This window comes from Desulfitobacterium elongatum (assembly GCF_055378975.1).
This window is the reverse complement of record NZ_AP038772.1, coordinates 3,539,318-3,563,987: the sequence shown is the minus strand read 5'-3', so window position 1 is coordinate 3,563,987 and position 24,670 is coordinate 3,539,318. Positions and strand designations below refer to the sequence as shown.

Annotated in this window: 25 protein-coding genes; 24 read left to right on the top strand and 1 reads right to left on the bottom strand. The window is 45.2% G+C overall.

Annotated elements, in window-relative coordinates; genetic code table 11:
- On the top strand, positions 1-393 hold the full coding sequence (locus ACZ42W_RS16930; RefSeq protein ID WP_464166438.1) for an iron chaperone: 393 nt from the start codon (positions 1-3) through the stop codon (positions 391-393).
- Positions 394-462: 69 nt separating this feature from the next.
- Here ACZ42W_RS16930 and ACZ42W_RS16925 read toward each other — a convergent pair whose 3' ends face one another.
- Complete coding sequence (locus ACZ42W_RS16925) at positions 463-1,143, bottom strand: uracil-DNA glycosylase (protein ID WP_464171058.1); 681 nt, start codon at positions 1,141-1,143, stop codon at positions 463-465.
- Between the two features lie 141 nt (positions 1,144-1,284).
- On the opposite strand from ACZ42W_RS16925, the gene ACZ42W_RS16920 reads away from it, so the two are divergent.
- The 23 genes from ACZ42W_RS16920 to cpaB all read left to right on the top strand — a co-directional run bounded on the left by ACZ42W_RS16920 (position 1,285) and on the right by cpaB (position 24,669).
- On the top strand, positions 1,285-1,476 hold the full coding sequence (locus ACZ42W_RS16920; RefSeq protein WP_464166437.1) for a YwbE family protein: 192 nt from the start codon (positions 1,285-1,287) through the stop codon (positions 1,474-1,476).
- Positions 1,477-1,536: 60 nt separating this feature from the next.
- Entirely contained in the window at positions 1,537-1,923 is a 387-nt protein-coding gene (locus ACZ42W_RS16915; protein ID WP_464166436.1) for a hypothetical protein, read from the top strand.
- A 94-nt stretch (positions 1,924-2,017) separates the two neighbouring features.
- Positions 2,018-3,322, top strand: coding sequence for a 23S rRNA (uracil(1939)-C(5))-methyltransferase RlmD (rlmD, locus tag ACZ42W_RS16910; RefSeq protein ID WP_464166435.1), 1,305 nt, complete (start codon positions 2,018-2,020; stop codon positions 3,320-3,322).
- Positions 3,323-4,124: 802 nt separating this feature from the next.
- Positions 4,125-10,697, top strand: a complete 6,573-nt coding sequence (locus ACZ42W_RS16905) for a DNRLRE domain-containing protein (protein WP_464166434.1) — start codon at positions 4,125-4,127, stop codon at positions 10,695-10,697.
- A gap of 53 nt (positions 10,698-10,750) precedes the next feature.
- A complete protein-coding gene (locus ACZ42W_RS16900) occupies positions 10,751-11,248 on the top strand; it encodes a hypothetical protein (RefSeq protein WP_464166433.1) in 498 nt (165 codons plus the stop codon).
- A gap of 358 nt (positions 11,249-11,606) precedes the next feature.
- A complete protein-coding gene (locus tag ACZ42W_RS16895) occupies positions 11,607-11,999 on the top strand; it encodes a hypothetical protein (protein ID WP_464166432.1) in 393 nt (130 codons plus the stop codon).
- Positions 12,000-12,001: 2 nt separating this feature from the next.
- Entirely contained in the window at positions 12,002-12,265 is a 264-nt protein-coding gene (locus tag ACZ42W_RS16890; protein WP_464166431.1) for a hypothetical protein, read from the top strand.
- Between the two features lie 246 nt (positions 12,266-12,511).
- Entirely contained in the window at positions 12,512-12,742 is a 231-nt protein-coding gene (locus tag ACZ42W_RS16885; RefSeq protein WP_464171056.1) for an RHS repeat-associated core domain-containing protein, read from the top strand.
- Positions 12,678-12,854 carry a hypothetical protein gene (locus tag ACZ42W_RS16880; protein ID WP_464166430.1) on the top strand — a complete coding sequence of 59 codons (177 nt, stop codon included), beginning with the start codon at positions 12,678-12,680 and terminating at the stop codon, positions 12,852-12,854. Before ACZ42W_RS16885 ends, ACZ42W_RS16880 begins: the two co-directional genes overlap by 65 nt.
- A 153-nt stretch (positions 12,855-13,007) precedes the next feature.
- A complete protein-coding gene (locus tag ACZ42W_RS16875; RefSeq protein ID WP_464166429.1) occupies positions 13,008-13,139 on the top strand; it encodes a hypothetical protein in 132 nt (43 codons plus the stop codon).
- Between the two features lie 6 nt (positions 13,140-13,145).
- Positions 13,146-13,559, top strand: coding sequence for a hypothetical protein (locus ACZ42W_RS16870; protein WP_464166428.1), 414 nt, complete (start codon positions 13,146-13,148; stop codon positions 13,557-13,559).
- A 1,186-nt stretch (positions 13,560-14,745) separates the two neighbouring features.
- Entirely contained in the window at positions 14,746-15,252 is a 507-nt protein-coding gene (locus tag ACZ42W_RS16865; RefSeq protein WP_464166427.1) for a hypothetical protein, read from the top strand.
- 173 nt (positions 15,253-15,425) lie between these two features.
- Entirely contained in the window at positions 15,426-15,629 is a 204-nt protein-coding gene (locus ACZ42W_RS16860; protein ID WP_464166426.1) for a hypothetical protein, read from the top strand.
- 4 nt (positions 15,630-15,633) lie between these two features.
- Entirely contained in the window at positions 15,634-16,569 is a 936-nt protein-coding gene (locus tag ACZ42W_RS16855) for a DNA adenine methylase (protein ID WP_464166425.1), read from the top strand.
- A 38-nt stretch (positions 16,570-16,607) separates the two neighbouring features.
- Positions 16,608-17,066 carry a hypothetical protein gene (locus ACZ42W_RS16850; RefSeq protein ID WP_464166424.1) on the top strand — a complete coding sequence of 153 codons (459 nt, stop codon included), beginning with the start codon at positions 16,608-16,610 and terminating at the stop codon, positions 17,064-17,066.
- Entirely contained in the window at positions 17,063-17,359 is a 297-nt protein-coding gene (locus ACZ42W_RS16845) for an AbrB family transcriptional regulator (protein ID WP_464166423.1), read from the top strand. Before ACZ42W_RS16850 ends, ACZ42W_RS16845 begins: the two co-directional genes overlap by 4 nt.
- Complete coding sequence (locus tag ACZ42W_RS16840; RefSeq protein WP_464166422.1) at positions 17,352-17,939, top strand: hypothetical protein; 588 nt, start codon at positions 17,352-17,354, stop codon at positions 17,937-17,939. Before ACZ42W_RS16845 ends, ACZ42W_RS16840 begins: the two co-directional genes overlap by 8 nt.
- An 83-nt stretch (positions 17,940-18,022) precedes the next feature.
- The gene (locus ACZ42W_RS16835; protein ID WP_464166421.1) at positions 18,023-22,072 is read left to right on the top strand and encodes an S-layer homology domain-containing protein; all 4,050 of its coding nucleotides are present in this window, start codon (positions 18,023-18,025) and stop codon (positions 22,070-22,072) included.
- Between the two features lie 33 nt (positions 22,073-22,105).
- Positions 22,106-22,666 (top strand): YodL domain-containing protein, encoded by a 561-nt coding sequence (locus ACZ42W_RS16830; protein WP_464166420.1) that lies wholly within the window; start codon positions 22,106-22,108, stop codon positions 22,664-22,666.
- A gap of 118 nt (positions 22,667-22,784) precedes the next feature.
- Positions 22,785-23,111, top strand: a complete 327-nt coding sequence (locus ACZ42W_RS16825) for a hypothetical protein (protein WP_464166419.1) — start codon at positions 22,785-22,787, stop codon at positions 23,109-23,111.
- Between the two features lie 44 nt (positions 23,112-23,155).
- Complete coding sequence (locus tag ACZ42W_RS16820) at positions 23,156-23,386, top strand: DUF6133 family protein (RefSeq protein WP_464166418.1); 231 nt, start codon at positions 23,156-23,158, stop codon at positions 23,384-23,386.
- Positions 23,376-23,819 carry a prepilin peptidase gene (locus ACZ42W_RS16815; RefSeq protein WP_464166417.1) on the top strand — a complete coding sequence of 148 codons (444 nt, stop codon included), beginning with the start codon at positions 23,376-23,378 and terminating at the stop codon, positions 23,817-23,819. The genes ACZ42W_RS16820 and ACZ42W_RS16815 overlap by 11 nt, the downstream gene beginning before the upstream one ends.
- A gap of 13 nt (positions 23,820-23,832) precedes the next feature.
- A complete protein-coding gene (gene cpaB / locus ACZ42W_RS16810) occupies positions 23,833-24,669 on the top strand; it encodes a Flp pilus assembly protein CpaB (protein WP_464166416.1) in 837 nt (278 codons plus the stop codon).
- Position 24,670: the final 1 nt, after the last annotated feature.

Here is a 24,670-nt window from a genome sequence, read left to right as displayed (position 1 = left end):
ATGGAAGAAAATAAAAACGTCTTTAAAACAGTGGATGAATATATTTTGCTGTTTTCTCCTGAAGTTCAGGAAAAACTTCAATCACTAAGGAAAGTAATAAGAGAATCAGCGCCAGATGCAGAGGAAAAGATCAGCTGGCAAATGCCAACGTTCGCGCTGCATGGAAATCTGGTGCATTTTGCAGCGCATACAAAGCATATTGGATTTTATCCTGGCGCCAGCGGAATTGAGGTCTTCCAGCATAAGTTATCCGAGTACAAAAGTTCAAAAGGAGCAGTGCAATTCCCCTTTGAAAAGCCGATGCCTTATGAACTTATAAGCGAGATTGTCAGATTCAGAGTCGCTGAAAATATTAAGGAAGCAGAAAGTAAATCCAAAAAGAAAAAAGTATAGACTAGATCGTTCAATTGAAAAAGGGGCACCGGCTTGGGATAAGCGGGTGCCCCTTTAAAGAACGTATTTTTATCTTATATTTTCGATCTGCCAGTCGATGGGTTTCTTATCTATTGTGAGAAGAAATTGATTCGTTTTAGAAAAGGGTCTGCTCCCAAAGAATCCTCTATGGGCAGAAAGGGGACTTGGGTGAACGGATTTTATTATACAGTGTTTGGGATTTGTTATTATATTCAGTTTACCATGCGCATTTTTTCCCCAAAGTATAAACACGATAGGGTCTTCTCTTTGATTTAATAAAGCGATAACTTTATTGGTAAAGTATTCCCAGCCGAGGTTTTTGTGAGAGTCAGCTTGACCTGAACGAACGGTTAAGGAAGTGTTAAGAAGCAGAACCCCTTGATCGGCCCATTTTTTTAAGTAACCATTATTAGGGACATAACAACCCAAATCACTATTCAGTTCCTTGAAGATATTCATTAGTGAAGGGGGAGCCTGTACACCTGGTTTTACTGAAAAACTTAAACCATGGGCTTGGTTAGGACCATGATAGGGGTCTTGACCTAAGATAACCACTTTAACATCCTTGTAGGGAGTATAATGCAAGGCGTTAAAAATGTCATATTTAGTAGGATAGATTGTTTTTGTTTTGTATTCACTAATCAAAGATTCTCTAAGTTTTAAGTAGTAGTTTTGCTTAAATTCATCATTTAGCAAATCATGCCAATCATTTTTTAATATTTGCATTATTATCACCCTTATTGATTATAGCATAGGGGCTCGCTATTTTGGGAGCTGTTGTTGGACATGACCGAATCCATCGTTTACAATGAAATGGAATCCGAATGGGGGGCTTATAGCTACTTCATGGGAAAGGAATAGGATAGAACTATGGACGCAACTAAGAGAAGCAGTATCCAAATCGGAGCTACTGTAATGATCGTACAAAAGCAAGATCAACGTAGTGGTAAGCTCACAGAAGGTGTAGTTAAGAGGATTCTTACGAATTCAACAGAGCATCCTCATGGGATAAAGGTTATGCTAGAGAGTGGGATCGTTGGCAGGGTAAAAGAAATAAAATAGGTACCATTCATCACTACAATTTATAGTAATGGAAAATACGTAAATCGTGGAGGTATTCGAATGATAAAAGCTTATTTGGTAGGGATTTCATCCCAATATGAGGGCGAGGATATAGAAGTTCGATATAGTATCTATGAGGATCAAGAGCTCCTAAGCAAAGAATCTGTCATGATGGAATACCGGAAACCAGGAATTGTTAGCCAAGTTGCATTGATAACCCTCTTAAAGGAATTAGAAAAATATAAGGGCAAAGAGATCGTTATCATTGTTAATGATGCAGCTTTGTGTGAGAACATCAGAGGAACATCAACAACAAAAAATAAGGATGTTCTAAACATGGCAAAAGACACGAGAGAAGAATTGACCAAGTTTGGAAATCCTGTCATTAAGGATGTTAGCGTAGATCGGTTAGAATTGGCGAGATGGAATGAAGTATTACGGCCTTAGTGGAACAAAGTAATTACCGACGAATAGCGAAGAGGGCTCTTTACTACATCCTTCGTTACAATGAAGTGGAATTCGAAGGGGAGGAATAAGACTCGTGAACGCAAAGCGTGAAGTTGATAAGTCAAAAGGTGCAAATAGCATTATTAGTATCGAATGTCTGCGCCTTTCCTCAGATGGATCGGGTGTTGGATATCATGAAGGAAAAGCAACGTTTGTTCAAGGTCTATTGCCCAGTGAGATAGGACAGGTTCAAATTGTTGAACAGAAGAAGAATTGGCAAAGAGGAAAGTTGTTATCTATCCTTAAAGAGTCTGAAGATCGGGTTATGCCACCTTGTACAGTGTTTAATATCTGTGGAGGCTGCCAATTGCAGCATCTAGAGTATACGAAGACACTGGAATGGAAGAAACGTTGGGTTGAAGATGCCCTTTCAAGGATTGGTAAAGTTCCCATAGAAAATGTAAAGGTTCATCCGACGATAGGTATGGATGAACCTTGGCGTTACCGCAATAAGGCAAGAATGCACATTGGAGAGCAGAATATTCTTGGCTATTATCAGGAAAAAAGCAATTCAACCGTCCAGTTCTCAGATTGCCTACTGATGAGTAAGCAAATGAATCGATGGATCCGAGAAGTAGAGGATCTCCATAGTAAAACTTCAAACACAGACCTCAAAACGATTACTTTTCGTGAAAATTCACGTGGGGAAGGTATGCTGATTCTGGATTCAGTGCGAGATATGACGACACTTAGGGAGGATTTTATAATTCACTCGCTATGGGGGATTAACGCTCAAGGGAAGCCTGAACTACTCTGCGGTGAAGGAGATTTTACGGAGGAAATTTTAGGTTTTGAGTTTAAGATCTCCCCCTTGGCATTCCTACAGGTCAATCCTATCCAGACCCGTAAACTATATAACACGGTACTTCAATGGGCAAAGTTTTCGGAAGAAAAAATTGTTTGGGATCTATATTCAGGAATCGGAACCATTACTTTAGCGTTAGCAGCCAACGCCAAAAAGGTCTGGGGAATCGAAGAAAACCCCTATGCAGTAGAAGATGCTTGGGGAAATGCGAAGCTTAATCAGGTTGATAATGTAGAATTTATCGCAGGGAAAGTGGAGGATACTTTATATCAGATTACAGAGCGTCCAGACATCGTAGTACTCGACCCGCCCCGTGCAGGGGCCCAGCGTAGTGTACTAGAGCGATTAATCGAATTAGAACCGAATCAGATTATTTACGTTTCCTGTGACCCTGGAACCTTGGCACGGGATCTAGGGATTCTACAAGGCGGGGGATATCAGGTGGCCCAGGTACAGCCTGTGGATATGTTCCCGTGGACACAACACGTTGAGAGTATAATAATGATGACGTATAGTGGTCGGAAGGGCAAATAAGACGGTGTGGACACCATATATAGCGTTTTGGGAGCGAAAAACAGGCAAAAATAGGGGTCAAAAAACGCATTTTTTGACCCCTATTTTTGGAACTTTTTATAGATGACATTCAGTATTTTTGAAGATGAAAGGGCTAGTAATACATTTACAGTATTTTGGATTTAGTGATGAGGATCAGATGGAAATCCCTAAAGAAGAAAAAAGAAAGCTAGAGACATTTCAATTAAATAATAAAGAGGACTTCGTTTTATTATCTATATCAACTCATTTGTAGAAGCTATAAACTATTAAAGCGAACAGCAATAATAGACGTACCATACGAAGATTATAGCGATTTTTAGTTTTACAAGGGTAATCGGACATGCCTCGCCGAGAAAATAAAGCCACAGAAAAAGAGAATGGCAGCGTATTGCCTAGTCTCGACCGTCCAATTAGAACAGTTATCAAGTTATTAAGCCCAGGTTAATTACTTCACCAACTTTATTACCACTCAGCCGGATTATGAGATGGCAGGAATCTACGCAGAATTTAACTGGTATATCGTTGGAACGATTAGATTTTCGAATAAAATATTATCTGAATAGGAAAGTAATTGGTAACTTTGGCGCACCCGTTTATCAGGTGCGCTTATTCTTATGCCCAAATCCAAATCCTAAAAGGCCCCAGTAGAATTATTGGGATTTTCTTGAGGATACAGGAATAACTTACATATTTACATAAAAAGGATTTGTATTCAGATGAAACGTATAATGTTTAAGAACTTTATAATAAAAACTTCAAAATTTAAGGAGGATTTATCTACATGTTGAGACGTTCCAAATGGCTATCGCTTCTTCTTGTGTTTTGCATCATGTTTGTAGCCGTTGTACCTCAAGCTTCTTTAGCCTCAACTTCTTTAGGACAAAATCCCAACTCTAATGGCTCGGTGGCCCGCCGTACGAAAAATGTAACACATCTTGCCGAAATGGTTGAGAAACGGGACCAGCACACCAAGTATTATCGAAATTCCGACGGCAGTATTACTGCTGAAGCAACCATTGATTCACAGCATTACAAAGACGCTCAGGGAAAGTGGCAAGACATTTCAAATAAGCTGGTTTCATCCAATGAACCAGGATTTAATTTTCAGAACGAAGCCAATTCTTTTCAAACTCATTTTGCCAATAACTCAGCTTCCAAATTTATAACCCTGTTAAAATTGGACCAAAATCATGGGGTTTCTTGGAGTTTAGATAACGCGAACAAAGTGACTGCTATAAAAGATACCTATTCTGTAACTTATCCCGAAATCCTCGGCAGTACCGACCTTCAGTACCAAACGTTCTCCGATGGGCTGAAGGAAAATATTATTTTAAAAAACATCAGTGCTCCCAACTCCTTTCAGTTCGAATTGAGTACTAAAGGGCTAACACCTGTTGCTCAAAATGATGGCAGCATCGCTTTACAAGATGCCAAAACGGGCGAAATAAAGTTTGTCATTCCCAAACCTTATATGATTGATAATAATCATCAAGTAAGCCAGGATGTCAACATGACCTTAGGCCCAACTCAAAATCTGAATGTGTATGCGATTTTTGTTACTGCGGATTTAAAATGGCTCAGTGATTCCTCCCGGGCATGGCCAGTCACCATCGACCCCACTGTAACGACAAGCAATACTTATACGCAAACGAGCAGCAGCGGTGGAATAGATACTTATATCGCCTCTTATGCTCCCAATACCTCTTATTATAGTAACAATTACTTAACGACCGGCTATGATGGAACGAATCAAGGGGCTGGGCGAACTTTACTACAATTTCCCATTCCTTCTTCTATTCCAACTGGGGCTATAATAACGGATGCTCTGCTCTCCCTGTACAAATACACAACGACCAGTGCAACATCCGAGCAATTGGATGCCCGCAGGATAACGTCGCCTTGGTCAAAAACAGTGACATGGAGCAACCAACCGACTGTGGACACCAGTTATCAGGATACCGAGGCAAGTATTGCAAATGTTGCAGGAAGCTATACTGGCTGGGTTAATTTCAATGTCTGGTCCATCGTAAAAGGGTGGTTTGATAATAGCTCGCAAATCCCGAATTATGGATTTATGGTTCAACACGATAATGAAAATAATCCTCTGTTTTTTTACTATAGCAGTGAAGGATCTACCTCCTATACTCCGATGCTCTCCATTACCTATAGCACGGACGAGATTGGCGTAAACCCTTACTGGAGCTATGCCAATACCCCGGTGGGTTCAGTCAACACAGATAACGGCAATCTGATCTCTTCGGTCGCAGATTTCTCTTTACCCGGACGTGGAGTTCCGATTAATGTAACCCGGACGTATAACAGCCGCGTTCCAACACCTGCCAGCGGCATGAATAGCATCTTTGGCTATAAATGGTTTTCTAACTTGGATATGCAACTCATATTTAATAGTTGGGGCGTCGTGTTTCTAGATTCTGCCCAAACGGAACGCCCCTTCATGCTTAAAAGCGACGGGGTTACCTATTCAGCGCCGGATAATTATCCATTGCAACTTTATAAGGATACCAGTGGCGGTACAACTGTTTACCATGTTCAGGAGGCCAATCAGGAAACAGGGACTTATCAATCCCAACTTCCTACATTGACTTTTAATAGCAGCGGTCAGCTTACTCAATTAAGCGACGGAAAAGACAATTTAACCAATATTACCTGGAGTTCAAGCAACATTACCATCAAGGATCCCTCTGGACGTACTGCTACGCTCTCACGGAATGCGGATGGCACGGTGAGTCAGATCACGACTTCGGTTGAAAGCGGGAAGGTTAAAGCATCCTATAGTTACAGCAATGGGTTCTTAACGGGCGTGACTTATTCTGACGCAACCGTCAACTACACTTGGAATAATGGATATGTCACTTCTCTAACCGATAAAAATGGCACAAAACAAATCATTAACTATGATAGTAGTAACCGGGTAATAAGTGTTGGCCCTGTCAATATGCTGTCTAATCCCAGTATGGAAGCCAGCACCAGCACAAATGCTTCAGTGCCGGACAACTGGTCCCAAACAATTTCAGGGGATACAGGCAGTATTAAACAAAATAACATTTCAAAATATGGCCGGTTTGGCTTAGATATTCACAGCGCATCCGGAGCCACTGGAACGAGTTATCTTTATGCTACGCAAAAAATCCCGGTCAGCCCCAACCAAACCTATACGCTCTCTTCCCAGATCAGTACTAGTAACTTAGGCGGTACAACGAATACGAGTTATGCTGAAGCATTTCTCAATACCGACCAACTCGACTTAACTGGCAATGATCTATATATTTGGAAAGACAGCAAGGCTTCAGGAATTACCGGGACTACAGGTTGGACCCCTAACACTGTAACTGTTACGACGGGTTCTAACACCTATTATTTGGTTGTCTATTTGGAAGTTCAACATGACTCCACGCATTTTGGCGGGGATGCTTACTTTGACGGAGTTCAGTTAGAGCAAGGTTCAGGCGCTAGTGCGTTCGAAGGGCACACGGATTTCCGTTATGGAAATGATGGTGGGTACGAAGCGGTATGGGTTACGGCTCCTAACGGTGAAGTAACCGAGTATAAAAATGACAATTATGGAACCCCGGTTGCTATCATTAGAGATCCACGGGATGGGAATCCCGTATCAGAAACGGATATGAGTTGGAATGCCTATGACCGTTTACTGAGCCTAACAACACCTAATCAAGTCAATGCGAAGTCCGGAAAAAGCTATTCGTATCAATACGATGCTCTTGGCAATATGATCAAGGCCACGGATCCTTCTAGCAATTCAACCAGCATGAACTATTACTATAACCGTTTGCAAACCTTAACAGAAGCGGATGGTAGTAAGGTTCAGCACATCTGGGACCCGGTAAACCTTAACGAGGATAGCTCTACTGACCAGACTCTTAACACGAAGGCTTATAGTTATAATCAAGGAAACGTCACCGCCGAATCCAATTTGCTGGGTGTAGCAGACAATCGGGTTTTAAACGGGAGTTTTGAACAATTAAGCGGGAATCAACCGGTAAACTGGTCTGCCTATACCCCCAGCGGTGCCTCTAACCAAGTTGATTATTCCAGCGTCACAAGTACAGCCGATGCCCCGTTTGCGGACAGTAGTGGGAATAGCCATGTTCTGCACATTAACCCCGGAAGCAATACCTACGCTTATCAGTGGACAAATAATTATATCGACCTATCAGGGTTGACCACTGAAGATTTCACAATTAGCGGTTATATGAAGGCCGTTAAAAACAATAACGTCACCCCAACTCCACCCCATACGGGTGCCTGTTTGAATGTTTATTGGTACGATGCAAGCTATAACCCAGTCGGGAGTACTGTGGTTCTTTTCCAAGATGTCAATCCCAACTGGCAACGTTTTGTCGATACCATTCAGCCTCCAAGCGGCGGAGCCTCTTATGCCAAGGTTATGGCCATAACTTACGGCTCCTATGATGGCTATTTTGACAATATCATGTTCGAAAAGAGCCCATTGGCTAGGGGCTATAACATGCTGGAGAACTCCTCTTTTGAACAGCAGCAACCCTTGCAATGGAGCACTTCAGATGCCTATTCTAAACCTCTTAATGACGGTTCAAATGCTTATTCGGGTAGCTACGATGCCCAAGTCAATCTCCCCTCAATCGGTTCATCTTATTTTGAATCCCAAACGGTCTTACCTGTTAACCCAGGACAATATTACACCCTGCTGGGTTACATGAGGACAGCTAATATTGTAGCCGGCTCTGGTGGCGGTGGAGCCAGGATGCACATTTATTTCTACGATGCATCTGGAAAACCTGTAAATGACTATGCTATTCCTCTGGTTACCCAAACTTCGGGCTGGACCAAATACGTTATGCCCTTTACCCCGCCCGCAACGAGTGCCACAATTAAGGTCCGGTTAGAGATAGCCAATGCTCAAGGCACCGCCTTTTTTGACAATGTTCGGTTAACGCCTGGTAAGCTTGCCACGACTTCTGCTTATGATTCATCTAATAATTATGTTACAAGCATAACCGACCAACTTGGCAATACAATAAGCATTAACGATCAAAGCAGTTATCAGAATAACTCTTATGGCCAGCCGACCCAAGTAACAACACCCGGTGGTTCGAATACGTATTACTCCTATGACGGGCAAAACCGCCTGAGTACGGTAAAAGACAATGCGGGTAATATAACAACGTATAATCTGGATGCGAACGGTAATGTTCTAAATGCTTCTTTAGCTTCAGGCAGCACGAATTATGATAGCGAAGCCTTCACCTATGACCGGGAAAACAACCTGAAAACAGAAACGGATGCCAATAATAACACCACCACTTACAATTACGACCCGGATGGAAAACTAACTCAGAAAACCAATCCTAACGGGAGTAATGTCAGTGTTGGTTACGACAATTATGGAAATTCAAATCAGATTTCCCTCTCCGGTGGACCCGCGTATAACATGGGGTATGATTTGGAAGGACACCTCACTAGCTCTTCCACTGCCAACGGTCCTAGCAACTCCTATGGCTATGACGCCTTAGGGAATATGATCAGCTATGTAGAAAAGGATTCAGGTGGGCATAATGTAACAACTGTAGGTGCACCGACTGCTCCAAGCGGGGCTACAATGTACTCTAAGTTAAACCAACTAATGGGCTTTAATTTGACGTACGGAACTAATAACCCTATCACCTATAACTTTAGTTATGCCAAAAACGGAGCCGTAAATTCAGTGATGATCAACCCCGGTACGTCTTATCAACAGCAAGTGACGTTTAATTACGATGAGAGTAACAATCTTGTCTCCAGGGTTAACCCCAATAATACCCAGGATAATTTCACGTATGATGATGCTAGTCGGATAACCGGAACACAGATAACAGACAATAATGGTAATGTGAAATGGTCGAGTCAATATTTCTATACTGGTAATGACGGCAAGGATAGTAGGCTAACTTCCGTGACCGGTACCGACCCGGGAGGAAACAACTACTCAGCCACTTACACTTATAACAGTGGTACGGAGATGCTTAACCGTTTGACCCAGGCATCCATTACCGATGGAACGTACTCTGGAACGTTTAACTACTCCTATGATCCAGCGGGCAACCTGCTTACCATGGATGTGGCGAATGGCACGTCTACCCCGAACCATCAGACCTTTGCTTACGATGCCGATAACCGGATTACGAATTCTGGGTTTGCTTACGATGCAAATGGCAATCTGACCAGTGCAGTGATAAACGGAGTAAGCTACCAGTATGTTTATGATTCCGCTAACCGTTTAACAACCGTGAAAGACGGCAGTGGCAATGTCATCGCCACCTACACTTACGATAGTGCCGGTAATCGGTTGACCAAAACTGTTGGGGGCAAGACGACAACTTATCACTATTTCCAAGGTCAGTTATGGTACGAAAGTCAAACCGGTGATGCTTCTAATGTGATTCATGCCCTTTATCTTCGCTCACCTAACGGTCAACTCCAGGCCGTAAGCCTAAACTATGTTGTTGGCGGAACGAGCAACACCTGGTATTATTATCATTATAATGCCCATGGAGATGTTGTTGCTGTAACAGACGGAAGTGGCAATGTCTACAGGCAGTATGTTTATGATCCGTATGGCAATATTATTAGTGTTAAAGATGGTAGTGGAAAAGCAGTTAACCTGAGTACCGATTCCTTCAATAATGCTTATCTGTATGCAGGTTACCGATATGATCAGGAAAGCGGATTGTATTACCTTAATGCACGGTACTATGCAGCAGGAATTGGCAGGTTCTTGACGAAGGATAGTGTTACAGGGAGTCCTACCGATCCTAAGACTTTGAACAGATATGCTTATTGCGGAGGAGACCCAATCAATCATGTTGACCCTTCCGGAAATAGTTTCTTTAGTTGGCTTGGGGGCGTTATTTCTGATGCTATAGACTGGTTAGTTGGGGGCAATTCTTACTCGGTTTCTACTGACCTAATTGATAATACTGACATTATCTATTCACAAACAGTGGACCTCGGAAAGGGTTGGGAGGCTCGAGAAGACGAACCTAAAACCCAAACGAAGACCCAGAGACATATGCACGTTTATGGGCCGGGAGGAAAGCAGTGGGCACAAAATGAAAATGGATCTGTGCATGACAAAAAGAGTAACAGCCCAGGTCAGCCGCCAAAGAAAGTACTAGAAAATTTAAAGGGTTCCACTGGTTGGGATTGGAATGGGAATATAAAAAAAGCTAATCCTGTTCCGTTTGACGGAAGCCAAATGCCTTTCTTTTTTTCGAATCCGATGCCAGTATCACCAGAGATACCAATGCCTATAAGAATACCTATAAGAATACCTATAAGAATACCTATAGGAATCTAAATTTTATTAATTATTTTCGTCTTATAATTTCTTGTATAAATGGGGGTTGTGCTATGGAGTACTTTACGGAAGACCTATGGAATAGGATAAATTCCACAAATTTTGATGAAAAAATGAAAGCAAGGCATCAGTGGAAACTTAATGATGAGGCTTACACTCTGAAGTTTCAGTCATTAGAATGTAGGTTTTCAAAAAAGGCTTTTAATTTCTTTAAGCTGAGTCCATTACATGACTCTAAACTAAAGGATATAATTATTGAGCAGAAAGAATTAGGAAGGGCAAAGCTAATTACGGTTTCAATTATCCTTACCGACCTGGATAGAATGTGGACAATAACTTATAAAAAGGTTAGCAAGATTTCCGTTGATTACGCTAAAAAGAAAGGTTTTAACAATAATCAAAGAGGATTTGATGACTTTGGTTATGACGAGTTTATGGATGTGGACGAAGAAACTTTATCTCACGAAATCATTTTTGCTTCTGGTTCTAAATTTCTAGTTCATTTCGCAAATAAGAATATTTTTGTAACCGTAAAGAAACGAGAAGATTAAAAGTAAAATTTGCTGGACTGAACCACGAATAGCCGATATTGAAAGAAATCCCCCGATCGAGGATAATAGACTACGATTGGGGGATTTCCTTGTGTAGCCAACGACTCAGGGTTTAATAATGCTTACACGTATCGAGGTTACCGGTATGATGCGGAGAGTGGGTTGTATTTCCTAAACGCAAGGTACTATGCGGAAGGAATTGGCAGTTTTTGACGAAAGATAGTGTGTTAGGGCATCCTGGTGATACTCAAACACTAAACAGGTACGCTTATTGTGGCGGTGACCCCGTTAATCGACTGACCCAGGTGGAACGAGTTGGTTTAGTGCTATTGCTAAAGCTGTATCTAGCATAATCAACATGGTGTTTGGGGTTCCTGCTGCTGCAGAATTGGGAGACCCTGCTCCACTTGAGATTGGGGCTCAAGAACTTGCGGAAGCTGGGTCTGATATAATGTATGAAGTTGGTCCTGAGCTTGGAAAAGCTGGGGAAGCAGCAAAGAGCGTAGCACAAAAAGCTGTGTCTAAAATCACCGGGTATACTAAACACGGGTTACAACAGGCTATGGGAAGAGATAGTGGAAGAGGTGTTGCACCAAGGGCAATCCTAGATGCAGTCAATAGCCCGCTAAAGGTGATACAACAATCTGGAGAAAGAATGAAATATGTTGGACAAGATGCTACTGTTGTCCTGAACGCTGCTGGTAAATTAATAACTACTTGGGCAAGGAATTCAAACGGGTTAAGGTGGTAAAAATGATAAACCTTAATGAGAAAATGCTAAAGTTATTGAGCCAAAGCCTTAATTTTAATAGACCCGACCTTCTATGGGTTGTGGAAACAGAAGAAATTATAGACTTGGACGAAGAATTGGGTAATGAATTACGCGATGCCGTAAATGATGAGTTCGTGAGAATAGGATTAAAATCAAATGACGAACCAAATGATTTAGGTCTCAAATTTGAGGAATTAATTGACCAACTGGGTAGATTAAGCATGGGTAAAAGTAAAAATCTGTAGTACACGCTACCGGAAAAGGGTCAAGTCCACATCGGGCTTGGCTCTCATTTTTTGTACTACAACGACCAAGGGAACGTTGTGGCGGTGACGGATTCCACCGGTGCGGTGTTCAGGCAGTATGTGTATGATTCGTATGGGAGTATTATTAGTGTCAAAGAACGATCTGGGAATGCTGTCAACTTGAGTACCGATTCCTTCAACAATGCCTATTTATAAGCCGGTTATCGGTATGATCAGGAAAGCGGTCTGTATTATCTAAATGCCCGTTATTACGCAGCAGGAATCGGTAGGTTTCTGACGAAGGATAGTGTAATGGGGGAGCGTAGTAACCCGCAGACTCTTAATAGATATGCTTATTGTAGTGGAGACCCAGTTAACTATATTGATCCTACCTGGTATTGTAGGGGCGGTAGTGGGCGTTGTTGTTGGAGCAATAGGTGGTATATTGGTAAATGCATCCCTTACGAGTGCCGATGATTGGGATCCAAATTATACACCTGATGATTCTACTCCTACAGTTGGAGATGCTACGACAGTTGATGTAGGCGGTGGCGGCGGCGGTGGCGGTAACGCTCCCAAACCTCCTTAACCACATCGTCACCATCCATATCTTAAAGCATTGGGTGGTGCCGCTGCTCAACAGCTTATTAAAGTTGATCCGCAATTGCATAGAACGATCCATTCTGCATTGTACCAATTCGAGAATGGATGGCTAGCGCCTAAAAGGGGGTATACTGGTAAGATGATTCAAGATCTATTTGGTCCGGAAAGAATTGAACAAGGTTTAACAGACTTTTATAATAGTAGAGAAGAATTTAAGTTTATGATTGATCCCTTAGTAGAGGCAATAAAGTTTACAAATGGTCAGAGGTAACGAAAAATGAAAGAGAAGGTATGGGTAAATATTCCACAAGACTATAAGGATATGCTTAATGATTGGTCACAATTTTTCGCTTATGAGTCCCGAGACAAAGAATATGGTAAATTAGTAGTATTTAGCTTTTATACTAAGTCGAAAGAGTATGTTAGTTTTGAGGAATTTATAAAGGAAAACGATATTCAGCATTATATTTTTAGAAGAGTATATACTTTCACAAAGAGTGAAAAGGATAAGGCTGAAATACTTTGGCTTTGGACTGATGATGATGCAAATGATTCTAAAACCTCAGAGATAATAAGTCGTAAATGTTATATATGTGGGAAAAAATACCAAACATTGACCAGCACCTGCTTTATGTTGATTACAAAAAGATCCGGAAATTTGATATTATGTCTACCTACCAAGGAGATATAGAGACAATAGTATCAGAAAAAATAAAAGCAATTATTTGATCAGGAGAATATTACAGGAGTAGAATATGAACCTATTTATCAGATTGGTAAAGAAAAACAGATTATCGAGGGATCTTATCATTTAATCCTTCGTGAAGGGATTGGAGATATCGTAGAACCTTCTATAGTAAGCAAGAAAGGTTTTTGTCCTGTGTGTGGTCTTTATGAAGAGTTTAGATGTCAAACAACGTTGAACTTTAATCGAAACACTTGGACTGAACTTGATATTTGCTATACAAAAAATTGGAGCACCTCCCAAATTTAAAAGATTAATCATATCAAATAAATTGTACAAGGTATTAGAACAGAATAAGATTAAAAATGTCTATTTTCAGCCAGCGTATTTCGTAGATTAGGCCACCAGTCACTAGCCACTATCCACCAGCCAGCGGATTGCCGTTTTTCCTATCTTTCAGTATTTCCATCGACCGTGAGTTTTCCACGATAGAATCCAATTGAACCGGCCAATTCAACTTAAGGGGCAAGTCGCAAAAGGCTTGGCCCTCTTTTTTTTGGGATTTTGGCAAGATTAAAATGGTAAGTCTAAAGGCAGTATCTCTAGGATCCGTATGAAAATGTTATGAGTGTCAAAGATGGCTCTGGAAATGCTGGTTAAATTAAAAATTTCTTTCACAATACCTATTTATAGTTATAATAGCGAAACAATGCTCTACCTTCCTAAACTCTTGTTTATTATGCAACCACAATTGGCAGGTTCTTGACATAGGAAGAGAGTACTTTGAGATGATGGAAACCCGAAGACCCTAAATTGTTACGCTTATGCCCATGATTTATGAATTTCTCTAGAAACGATTTATAAAATTCTATCCTGTAAATTATTTTGCGTATTTTAGTGACGAATAAAACTTGAGTAATGTTGAACTTAAAGTAGAATTAAAATTTTTTTAAGAGTTAAATTATTATCATTTTACTCTGAATCCATTTTGACAGACTATATAATATTTGTAAAAAAATTCAAAGTCACCGGGATGAAATCTTGATGGCTTTGTTTTTATTATAATCCCATAACAATTTAATAATGCTGCCGTCAGGCTAAAGCATACGAGGCTATGTCTTTCTTTTTTATGAGAAGCATAGCCTCATTTTTATTTGCCCGATGCAGCACAAAAAGAATGGAGGAAAACAAAATGGCAAACGAAACAATGCGTATCTTTTTCCCACTGAAGATTATCACCTACCCCCAAGGCGAGTATGGACTGGATGACAATCCGATGGAAATCACTCCAGCAGAGGCTGTGGCATATGAGGATGCTATCCTCGCCGCCATTACGAAGGAGAACCGTTTCTTTGAAAACGACCGTGGCCTTGCCGAATACATCCACGATGAAACTCTTAATAAAAAGGTGTATAGCCTGTACCCGTCAGTGGAAATTGTCGACGGTGAACTGTGGGGAGTCATAACCGTCGGGCTGAATGAGTCCCTCTCAGGAGAGGAAACCGCTGAGCTTCTTAATTTTGTGACTGGTCAGAATAGTGATGGCTACGGTGAAGGCTTGGAACAGCGGTCCATCAAAACGCCGGACGGTGAAATCTACGTCAGCTTCTGGAATCACAAAAACTATTCCTTGAAGCTTGAACAGGAGATGAAGAGCGACTCGCCTGACCTAGGCTACGGAGGCCTCGTGATGGGATGAATGAAAATGTGAACGGACAAATAGCGCTCTTTGGTTTCTTATGAAGCTGAAGTGGCGCTTTTTTTATTGCAGCAGATTGCTGTGATTCATGCAACTAAATAAAAGAACAAGAAGGCGTTGTCTTACAAAAAAGGCAGCGCCTTTTTTGTTTTTCTAAAGAAAGGAGCTGAACCATGAAGCATGATGTAACACCAGAAGAAAAAACAGGAGCCGTAGAAAACGCTCCTCCTGCAAAGCATTCCCTGCCTCTGCCTGAAGATACCGCCCGCTGCGTCGGCTGTCCTTATCCCGGCGTCGGCTTTATCTGCTGGAGTCCTGACGGCTCCTGCATGAGGACCGACGTCGATAAGCTCAGCCGCCGAAGCAAAGGGAGGTGAGGGATTGAACAGCATCATCAGTTGGGTGGGCGGCAAAAAGGCTCTGCGGGATATGATCTATCGGCGTATGCCGAAGGAATTCGGACGGTACATTGAGGTCTTCGGCGGTGGAGGCTGGGTGCTGTTCGGACGGCCTCCGGATGCCGCTATGGAGGTCTACAACGATTTCAATTCAGATCTGGCAAATCTGTTCCGCTGTGTCCGCGACCGACCCTTTGCTCTTCTCAAGGAGCTGAACTTCTTTCCGTTGAACGGACGCGACGAATTCAATGTCCTGAAAAAATATTTGGAGAAGGAGGAATTCACAAACGAGTATCTGCGGGAGGAATTGGATATCGCACAGAGATTTCTGAGTGAACCGCAGTATGAGGAAATCAAGCCGATCCTTCTAGAAAACGCACAGATGAATGACGTGAAACGCGCTGCTGCCTTCTATCGTCTCATCCGTCTAAGCTACGGAAGCGGATGCACCAGCTACGGATGCCAGCCCTTTGATATCCGGAAAACCTTTCATCTACTCTGGCAGGGCAGCCGGAGGCTTAAGGATACGGTCATTGAGAACAAGGACTTTGAAGCTCTGATTAAGCAGTATGACCGTGAAAATGCCTTTATCTATTGCGACCCGCCATATTATCAGACGGAGGGACACTACGAGGTTGTGTTCAAAAAAGAGGATCACTACCGCCTGCGGGATACCCTAGCATCTTGCCAGGGCAAATGGCTCGTCAGCTATAACGACTGCGAATTCATCCGAGAGCTGTACAAGGACTTTAATATTGAGGCAGTCAGCCGCATCAATAACCTTGCCCAGCGCTATGATAACGGCTGCGAATATGCTGAAGTCCTGATTTCTAACTACGATACCAGTGAAAGGTTACAGGACATGCCGTCCCAGATGAATCTCTTCGACTCCGAACTGTTACTTGACCCACAATTATAACCCCATCATAGGGGTTAATTTTAAGGAGGAACACCCTAATGAAAATCATTAAAATGAAGTCCGAGGTAGACAAAAGCGGCCAGATTGTCCTTTCTGCAGAAGCCGTAGGCAATGCCGGACTGAAGCCTGGGGATGAGATCTGCTTCACCGTGATCGTACAGGATGAAGTAAACGAGCACTGCCCTATGGTTCTTATCACATCTGAGGGAGTGGCGATTGCCGTCCCTCTCTTTGAATTGCAGAAGGATGATGAGAAATTTTCTCCGGATTATGAACTCCCGGAGGACGAACTGCATATACCCCACGAACTGCTGGAGTCTGCGGACATCCCATTAGACAGCGACTTGGATGTCATTTGTGCCGAGGGTGCCATTGTCATCGCTGCGTCGGATATCCTTGATCGTCTGCCAGACGAGCTGTGTCGGCTCTTCGAGGATCTCGGCATAGACCCCAGCACCGTTCGTGACGTTATGAGAAAGGAGGGATACTTCGTATGATAGCAAAGCCCATATATAAAATCGTAGATGACAAAGGGCGTGTATTGATTCCGAAGGCACTTCGTACTGCCGCTGAAATGGAGCATGGAGATATTGTGCGCCTCGGAATCCAGAAGGGCGTCATCACGGCAAAAAAGGTTGATCTTATTGAGATCGGCGATCAGTCGCCGGAGGCTGTGGAAGCATTCGTGCGTGCCGCTATCCGCGATATGCCGGAGGAAACATTGATCTCCATTGCCGCAAAGCTGATGGACATGATTGAAAAAAGAAAGGGGCCGATTCGCCTTGACTGAGAAAGAGTTATTCACACAAGAGGACTGCCTGCAAACCGGATATGACATGCCCATCAGCGGCAAAGTTGTTATTCTACGGCCTTCCTCCTTGCCGGGAGATCTACGAAACGTAAATCACCAACTATACTATTGCACCGGTGGAAATGGAAGCAATCCCAATCCCATCGGACGGTCCGTCTTTACAGTTTCACTTTCAAACGGAGAGCAGGTTCGATGGAACAGAAGCGATGTGCTTGGCATTGCAAAGCCGGAGATTCTGTCTGACCATGCCCGGCTCCAGCTCTCGCAGATCCGGCCGACTGATGCGTTGGATCTGAAAAGCCATGAGCCGCAATACAGCGGCTATTGCTTTCTGCCGGACGGGCGATACACCTCCGGCGTATGGCTGTGTAGCACTAAGGAGGTGCAGGACTACATCGAGATGCAGAAGGATTACCAGCACCGAGTGATGATTTGCGACAGGGATGACTTTTGCGTGTTTGAAATGATTGACGGTAAGCTCATTCATCCGTCGCAAGAAGTCTTGGAAGCCTTCTTCAAAGAGCAGCAGGATCAGGGAGGCATGGAGATGAAACTATGAAACCAATATGGAGCTAAGAGCCGGAGTCAGGTTGATGATTCCGGTTTTTTCATTTTCAAATTTAAAGAAAGGACTGAAAACCTATGAAACAGAAAGGAAAGCGTATCGTCATCATTGTCCTTGCTCTGCTCCTTCTCATATGCGGCGGAATCTATACGGTATACCGCCTGCATCCGGAGAGCTTTGTAGGGCAGGGCGATATCATTACACGCGGAGAGTACGCCGCGATACTGGCGCGGGATCTTTCGCTTGATACATCAAACGCTGAAAAATACCCGCCCAGCTTCCCCGACATCAACGGTCACTGGTCGGAGAAGTACATTGAGGCACTGATCGACGCTGGAATTATTGACCCCGCCGATTATCCCGACGGCTTTCATCCCGATGATCCCATCACCCGCGCAGAAATCATCAAGATGCTGGTGAGAGCAAAGGGACAGGATGAGGAAGCGAAAAATACTCAGGGACACAGCGGTTATGATGACCAGTCGGACATTAAGGATGATGACAAAGGGTATGTCATCATCGGCCGCGAGGACGGAATCATTGGAGATACGGATGATAATAAAATTCATCCCAACGATCCAGTGACCAAGGGCGACGCAGATGATATGACTGATCCGGCAACATCGAAACCGACTGAACCAACACCTTCCGCACCGTCACAGATTCCTAGCACAACGACGCCGAGTCCGATTCCCGGAACCACAGAGCAGCTGACACCCACCCCGGCAAATCCAGATGAGAATAAACCTTCCCCTACGCCTACGTCGGGCAATCCGGGCAGCGGCTCTGGAGGCAGCTCATATTATCCGCCTGCAGAGGTACAGTTTGAGCTTCCCGAAACCGCTCACACAGACAGCGAAATTAAGGTGATGCCGGTCTGGAAGTATATGAAAAGCTACACCTGGACGCTGACCAAAACCGCTGTGGACGGTTCGCAGCAGCCTGTGGAATTAGAAACTGCCGTCAGCGGCACTCTCGGGTTGGAGGGAGGTACCGTTCAATTCAAGGAGGAAGGACAGTACACACTGACTGCGACAGCGAAAAACACCAGAGGGAAAGAAACCGTGCTGTCCAAGCAGATCACGGTATATCCGGTTATTGATCTGAGCTTTGACCTGTCGGAAACCACCCATACGGACAAATCCATCACGCTTACATTCCCGTTGGAAAAGCTCTACGGGCACGATATCGTGTGGACTGCAGCGAAAGACGGAGAAACCGTCCAGCCTGCTGACATTCTGGATGGAAAGCTCGGGAAAGAAGGCGGCACCTTCGTGTTCAGGAATAAGGGTCAATATACACTGACAGCGTCCATTACCGATGATACCGGGCGCATATTCACTCACAGTGAAAGCTCCAAGGTCTATCCGGCGGCGGAAATCGCTTTTTCACTTCCTGCTGCGTCCCATACCGATACGACTCTGGAGGTAGCAACAACCCTGACAGAGGCGGACGGTATGAATGTCGGCTGGAGACTGATCAAGAACGGTGAAGCAGCGGCGCTTGGCAGTGAGCTGGAAGGCACGCTGACAAATGACGGCGGGAAAATCCGATTCAAGGATAAAGGCGTATATATGCTCACCGGAACACTCACCGATGAAACCGGCAGAATCTTTGAAGCCTCCAAGACCATCACCGTCTACCCTGTAGGCTCTATCGGCTTTTATGCACCAGAAATCACCCACACTGATGAAATGGTCCATGTGGAAACTCGTTTAGAAAACCTCAGCGACGCAGCAATACAGTGGTCACTGACAAAGAACGGAGAAGCAGCTGCCCTTGCCGATGAGGTTCAGGGAGAGCTGACCAATGACGGCGGCTTCATCCGCTTTAAAGATAAGGGCGAGTATGTTTTGAAAGCTGCCTTCACCGATCCCGTAGGCAGAAGCTACAGCTACACAGCCCCGGTTAAGGTGTATCCGGTTCCCAGTATCTCCTATGTACTGCCGGAAACTGCCCATACCGGCACCATCGTCAATGTGATTCCAAAAACCAAGGAACTGGATGGACTCAATGTGGAGTGGCTGTTGGAAAACGGCTTCGGGTTCCAGGATTGGGCCACATACGTTGACGGCTCACTGGATAACACCGGCGGCTCCATACGCTTTAAGCATGCCGGAACCTACGAGCTGATTGCAAGAATCACCGACGAAACAGGGCGGGTATTTCTGTTCGAGAACGGAGGGAAAATCGAAGTCCTGCCGGTGCTGGACATTTCCTTCGAGCTTCCGGAAGCCACACATACCGATTGCATCATTGATTTAAGGACTCGCGGCAACAACAATGTACTGCCGGTTGAATGGACGCTCACAAAAGACGGAGTACCTGCGAAAATTTCCGATACTTTGGACGGAACATTGAACGCCTATGGCGGGAAAATACAATTTAAAGAAGTCGGAACATATACCTTGACTGCCTCCATGACGGATGCGCTGGGCAGGGTGTTTTCCTACAGCGCTTCCACTACGGTCTATCCGGTTCCGTCGGTTTCTCTCAGCATGCCGCCGGTCTGGTATTCCGGTGAAGCCGGAACGGTCAGTGTCAGCGGTACGGATCTGGATAATCTCGCCGCAGACTGGACTGTCATCAAGGATGACGGAGGCGATGAGCCTTATTCTGCTTATGCGTCAGGTTCCCTGACCAAATCAGACGGCAGCCTGACTTTCCAGGCAAAGGGGCAATATAAGCTGACCCTGACCATGACGGACCCGGCCGGCCGAACCTTCATCAGAAGCGGAAGTTTCACGGTCTATCCCATCCCGCAGATGTCCATAGGACTCACAGCACTCAGTTACAGCGGCGACTCCATTGACGTTACCGCATCCGGTACAGAGCTTGACGGTACGAACATTGACTGGCTCCTTTCTGTGGATGGCGGTCAAGCTAGGCCCTATAGTCAATATGCCGTCGGCTCTGTCGGTACAGGCGGCGGCTCCTTGGCAATCAGCACGGACAGAACAGTCTCTGTAAAGCTGATTGCGGAAGCGACAGATATTAACGGCAGAAAATTCACCTTTGCTTCCAATACCGCGACGGTTAAGCCGATACCAAGCTTCCCGTTCACTGTCCCGTCCTCGGTTCATATCGGCGGCAATATCAATGTGACCCTGCCGGCCGTATCCGGACTGGAGGGCAGAAGCCTCACATGGTCGCTGACTAAGGATGGAAGTCCGGCCTCCTATACCGGTACCCTATCAAACAGCGGAGGCACCATTGCCATAAATGTGCCTGGCGGCTATACCCTGACCGCAAGCACGACAGACAGCGAAGGCAGAACCTTTACCTATTCGCAGAGCATCACCATCACCAACACCGCACCGAACAAACCCACCGGAAGCGCGACGGTTACAAGAACAGCGCAAAACGGCAAGCTGTTAGTTAATCTTTCGGCCTATGCCAGCGATCCGGACGGAGATGCCGTAACCCTTGAATATTTCGGCAGAACTGCTGACAGCTATTATCCTGTCGGCACTCATACCGTAAAGGTCAGGGCAAAGGACGCATGGGGAATGTATTCCGACTGGACGGATATCACCTTCACTGTGAATAACTCGGCTCCCACAACGCCAGTGATCACCCGTACCCCTGACGGCAACAGCGTGGCGCCGGGCGTAGCAATTACCATTACAGCCTCCAGCACCGATCCGGATGGAGACGCAATCACCTATGTTTGGGAAGGACGGCCGGCGCAGACCAGCACAGCTTACCCTCTGGGGAAGAATGTGGTTCGCGTAAAAGCGGTTGACTCTACCGGAGCCGAATCACCTTGGGCGGCTATTGTTTTTTTCATCGCAGACCCGAATAAAGGCGGCGGTATGACGCTGACCGGACCGGAATCAGTCATTCTGGAACAGGGCATCGCAGGAGCGACCATCACCAACTACACCTTTACAGTGCCTCCTGTTTCTGGGCATAGCGGCAACGACTACGGTCGTGTCCGCGGCTATAATGTGCTGACCGGACAATGGGATCAGCTGGACTACGGCACAACCACCAACGGCATCACTTTCAGCCGCAATTTGTCGCCTGGTATCTACAGTCAGCTGGAATTCTACTACTACACCAATCATGACTGTATGTACAACAAGAGCAATATCACCTATTCCGTCAACTTCTATTTTCAGTAACACGGCAGTCCTGCAGGGAAAGGAGGAAGCACGATGAATGGAATTCAGATTAAAAACAATCGCATCCTTTACTACGGCAACACAGCAGGCTACATCGAAAAGGGCAAAGCCGTCGTCGACCCGCTGTTTCAAAATGAGGAACTTCAGTCCTTTCTCACAGAGAAAAATGGACTGGAGCTAGAGTGGAGAAAAGGTACCTATGAACGGCTGGCTGAGGGAAAGCTCGATTCGGAAGGAAACGCACAGCTGCTGAAGAAGTGCCGTGTGTGGCAGCTCAAGCCCGAGGTGGACGTCATGATGAAATTCATTGGGTATGACGAGCTGCTGGAGCATTTCGGTGAGCCTGATCTGGATAATTACAAGCCGGTCTATGACGGCGAGGCGGAAACCAACGATCTAGAGGCGCTGTATGCCAAATTCAACCTAGAACACCCGCCGGACTATGAGGGGCACAGCCTCTCTATGTCGGATGTTATCGAGTTATATGATGCTTCCGGCAGCACCTTTCACTATGTAGACCGCTTCGGATTTAAGGAGGTATCCTTTCAGCCGCAGGAGCAGGAGCTGTACCAGGGACCGGAGATGAATATGTAACCCCGCTAGCCGCAGCCGAAAGGCTGTTTTTTAATCCGCAGTTTAGCACCGGCCTAAACCACCGGTGTTTTTCTCTGCCCAGACGGAGGTGGTAAAAACGAAGGAAGTCGCACTGGAATTGGATCTGATCAGAGTTGTGTGTGATCCTAACCCTCTTTTTAAGTATCAGCTTATTTACAGGGACGGAATGGCTACAGGTATGGCGGGAGTGTACAGCTTTGACGAGGACTGGTATTACCTTTACAAGAGTGACACGGAAAGATATAAGGTCAAGCGGTGCAAAGACTTAGAAGGCATTCCGCCCGCCTTTACCTATAAGCAGCAAAGAAGGCGGGAAGATAAACCGGAGAAACAAAAACCCCTTGAGCAAAGTACGGCAGCAGAACCGCCCGCTTTGGAAGAAGTGTCGGAGCAAAGCGGCTCCTTAAACATGGGCGGTATGTAAATTGAAATTAATCAATAAAAATATGAATTTGGAGGTAAATCACTATGAAAAAACTTGTTAATAAGGTAAACGATAAGATCACGGAAAAAGCTATTGCGGTTCAGACCTTGATCAGCTCCCAGCGCGGAGAAGGCTTCGTGGATACCGCCATTAAAATCCTGATGGCTGTTGTAATCGGTGCCCTTGTCCTCGGCGGCCTCTATGCCCTGTTCGGTGAAACTGTTCTGCCGACGCTTAAACAGCGCATCCAGGATATGTTCAACTATGGGGGCTAAACTGGACGCTCTGGCTCAAATGGCTCCGCTTGTGCAGGGCGGCTTTTTTGCTGCCTTGTTGCTGGCCGCTTCGATCTTAGACATACGAAAACGGATCATACCCGACAGCGTCTGCCTTGGGATAGCCATGATTGGACTGCTCACCTTTGAACCGGTGAAGCTGGCCGGAATTTTTGCTGCCGCACTCTTTCTTATAGCCGCATTACTTTTCGGCGGTATGGGCGGCGGAGATATCAAGCTCATGGCGTCTGCGGGGCTGGTGCTGGACTTCAGCAAAAGCATGGCTGCCGCGGTCATAAGCTTAACAGCCTTGCTGGTATTCCATGCAGGCAATACCATAATTCAAAAGCTGTGCGGGAGGACTGCTCAAAAGTCATATCCTCTCGCACCTTTTCTTTCTCTCGGCTGCTTGGCAGCCTACTTTTTAATTTAAGGAGGAACACCCAATGAGCTTTCTAAAAAACCGCACGGTGCTGGGAGTAATCTGCATCGTGCTTTCTTTACTTATCTGTTTTGCGCTGACGCCTCTGTTCAATCAGAGCTTGTCTCAGAAAACGGCTGTCGTCCGGGTAGTGAAGAACATTAAAGCCGGTGACGCAATCAGCAAGGATATGATTCAGACTGTGGAGGTAGGCGGCTACAACCTGCCGAAGGATGTGATAAAGCAGCAGGACAGCGTCCTCGGAAAATACGCTTCGGCGGATCTGGTGCCCGGTGACTATATCCTAACAGCCAAGCTGTCGGATACGCCTGCGTCGGAGAATGCCTACCTGTATAACCTTAGCGGTGACAAGCAGGCCATTTCCGTCAGCATTAAAAACTTTGCCGGGGGCTTGTCCGGCAAGCTGATCTCCGGCGACATTGTATCAGTAATCGCGCCCGACTACAAAAAGCAGGGCTTAACAGTGATCCCACCGGAGCTGACGTATGTGGAGATTATCGGTGTGACCTCCAGCACGGGCTACGATACTGATACAGGCGAGCAGAGCAAGAAGGAGGACGAAAAGCAGCTTCCCGCCACCGTCACCCTGCTGGTTTCACCGGAGCAGGCAAAAATCCTTGCGGAGCTGGAAGCAGACGGCAAGCTCCATCTTTCTCTCGTGTACAGAGGTTCCAAGGAGAGCGCCGCAAAATTTACTGAGCTGCAGGATAAGGTGATTAAAGCCCTGTACCCGAAGCCTGCGGAGCAAAGCTCCGGACAGGCAGGGCAGCCGTCTGTTCCGGAAGCATCGGCTGCTCCGGCTAAGCCCGAAAGCCCTGTACAGAAGGCCGGAGGTGAGTAAG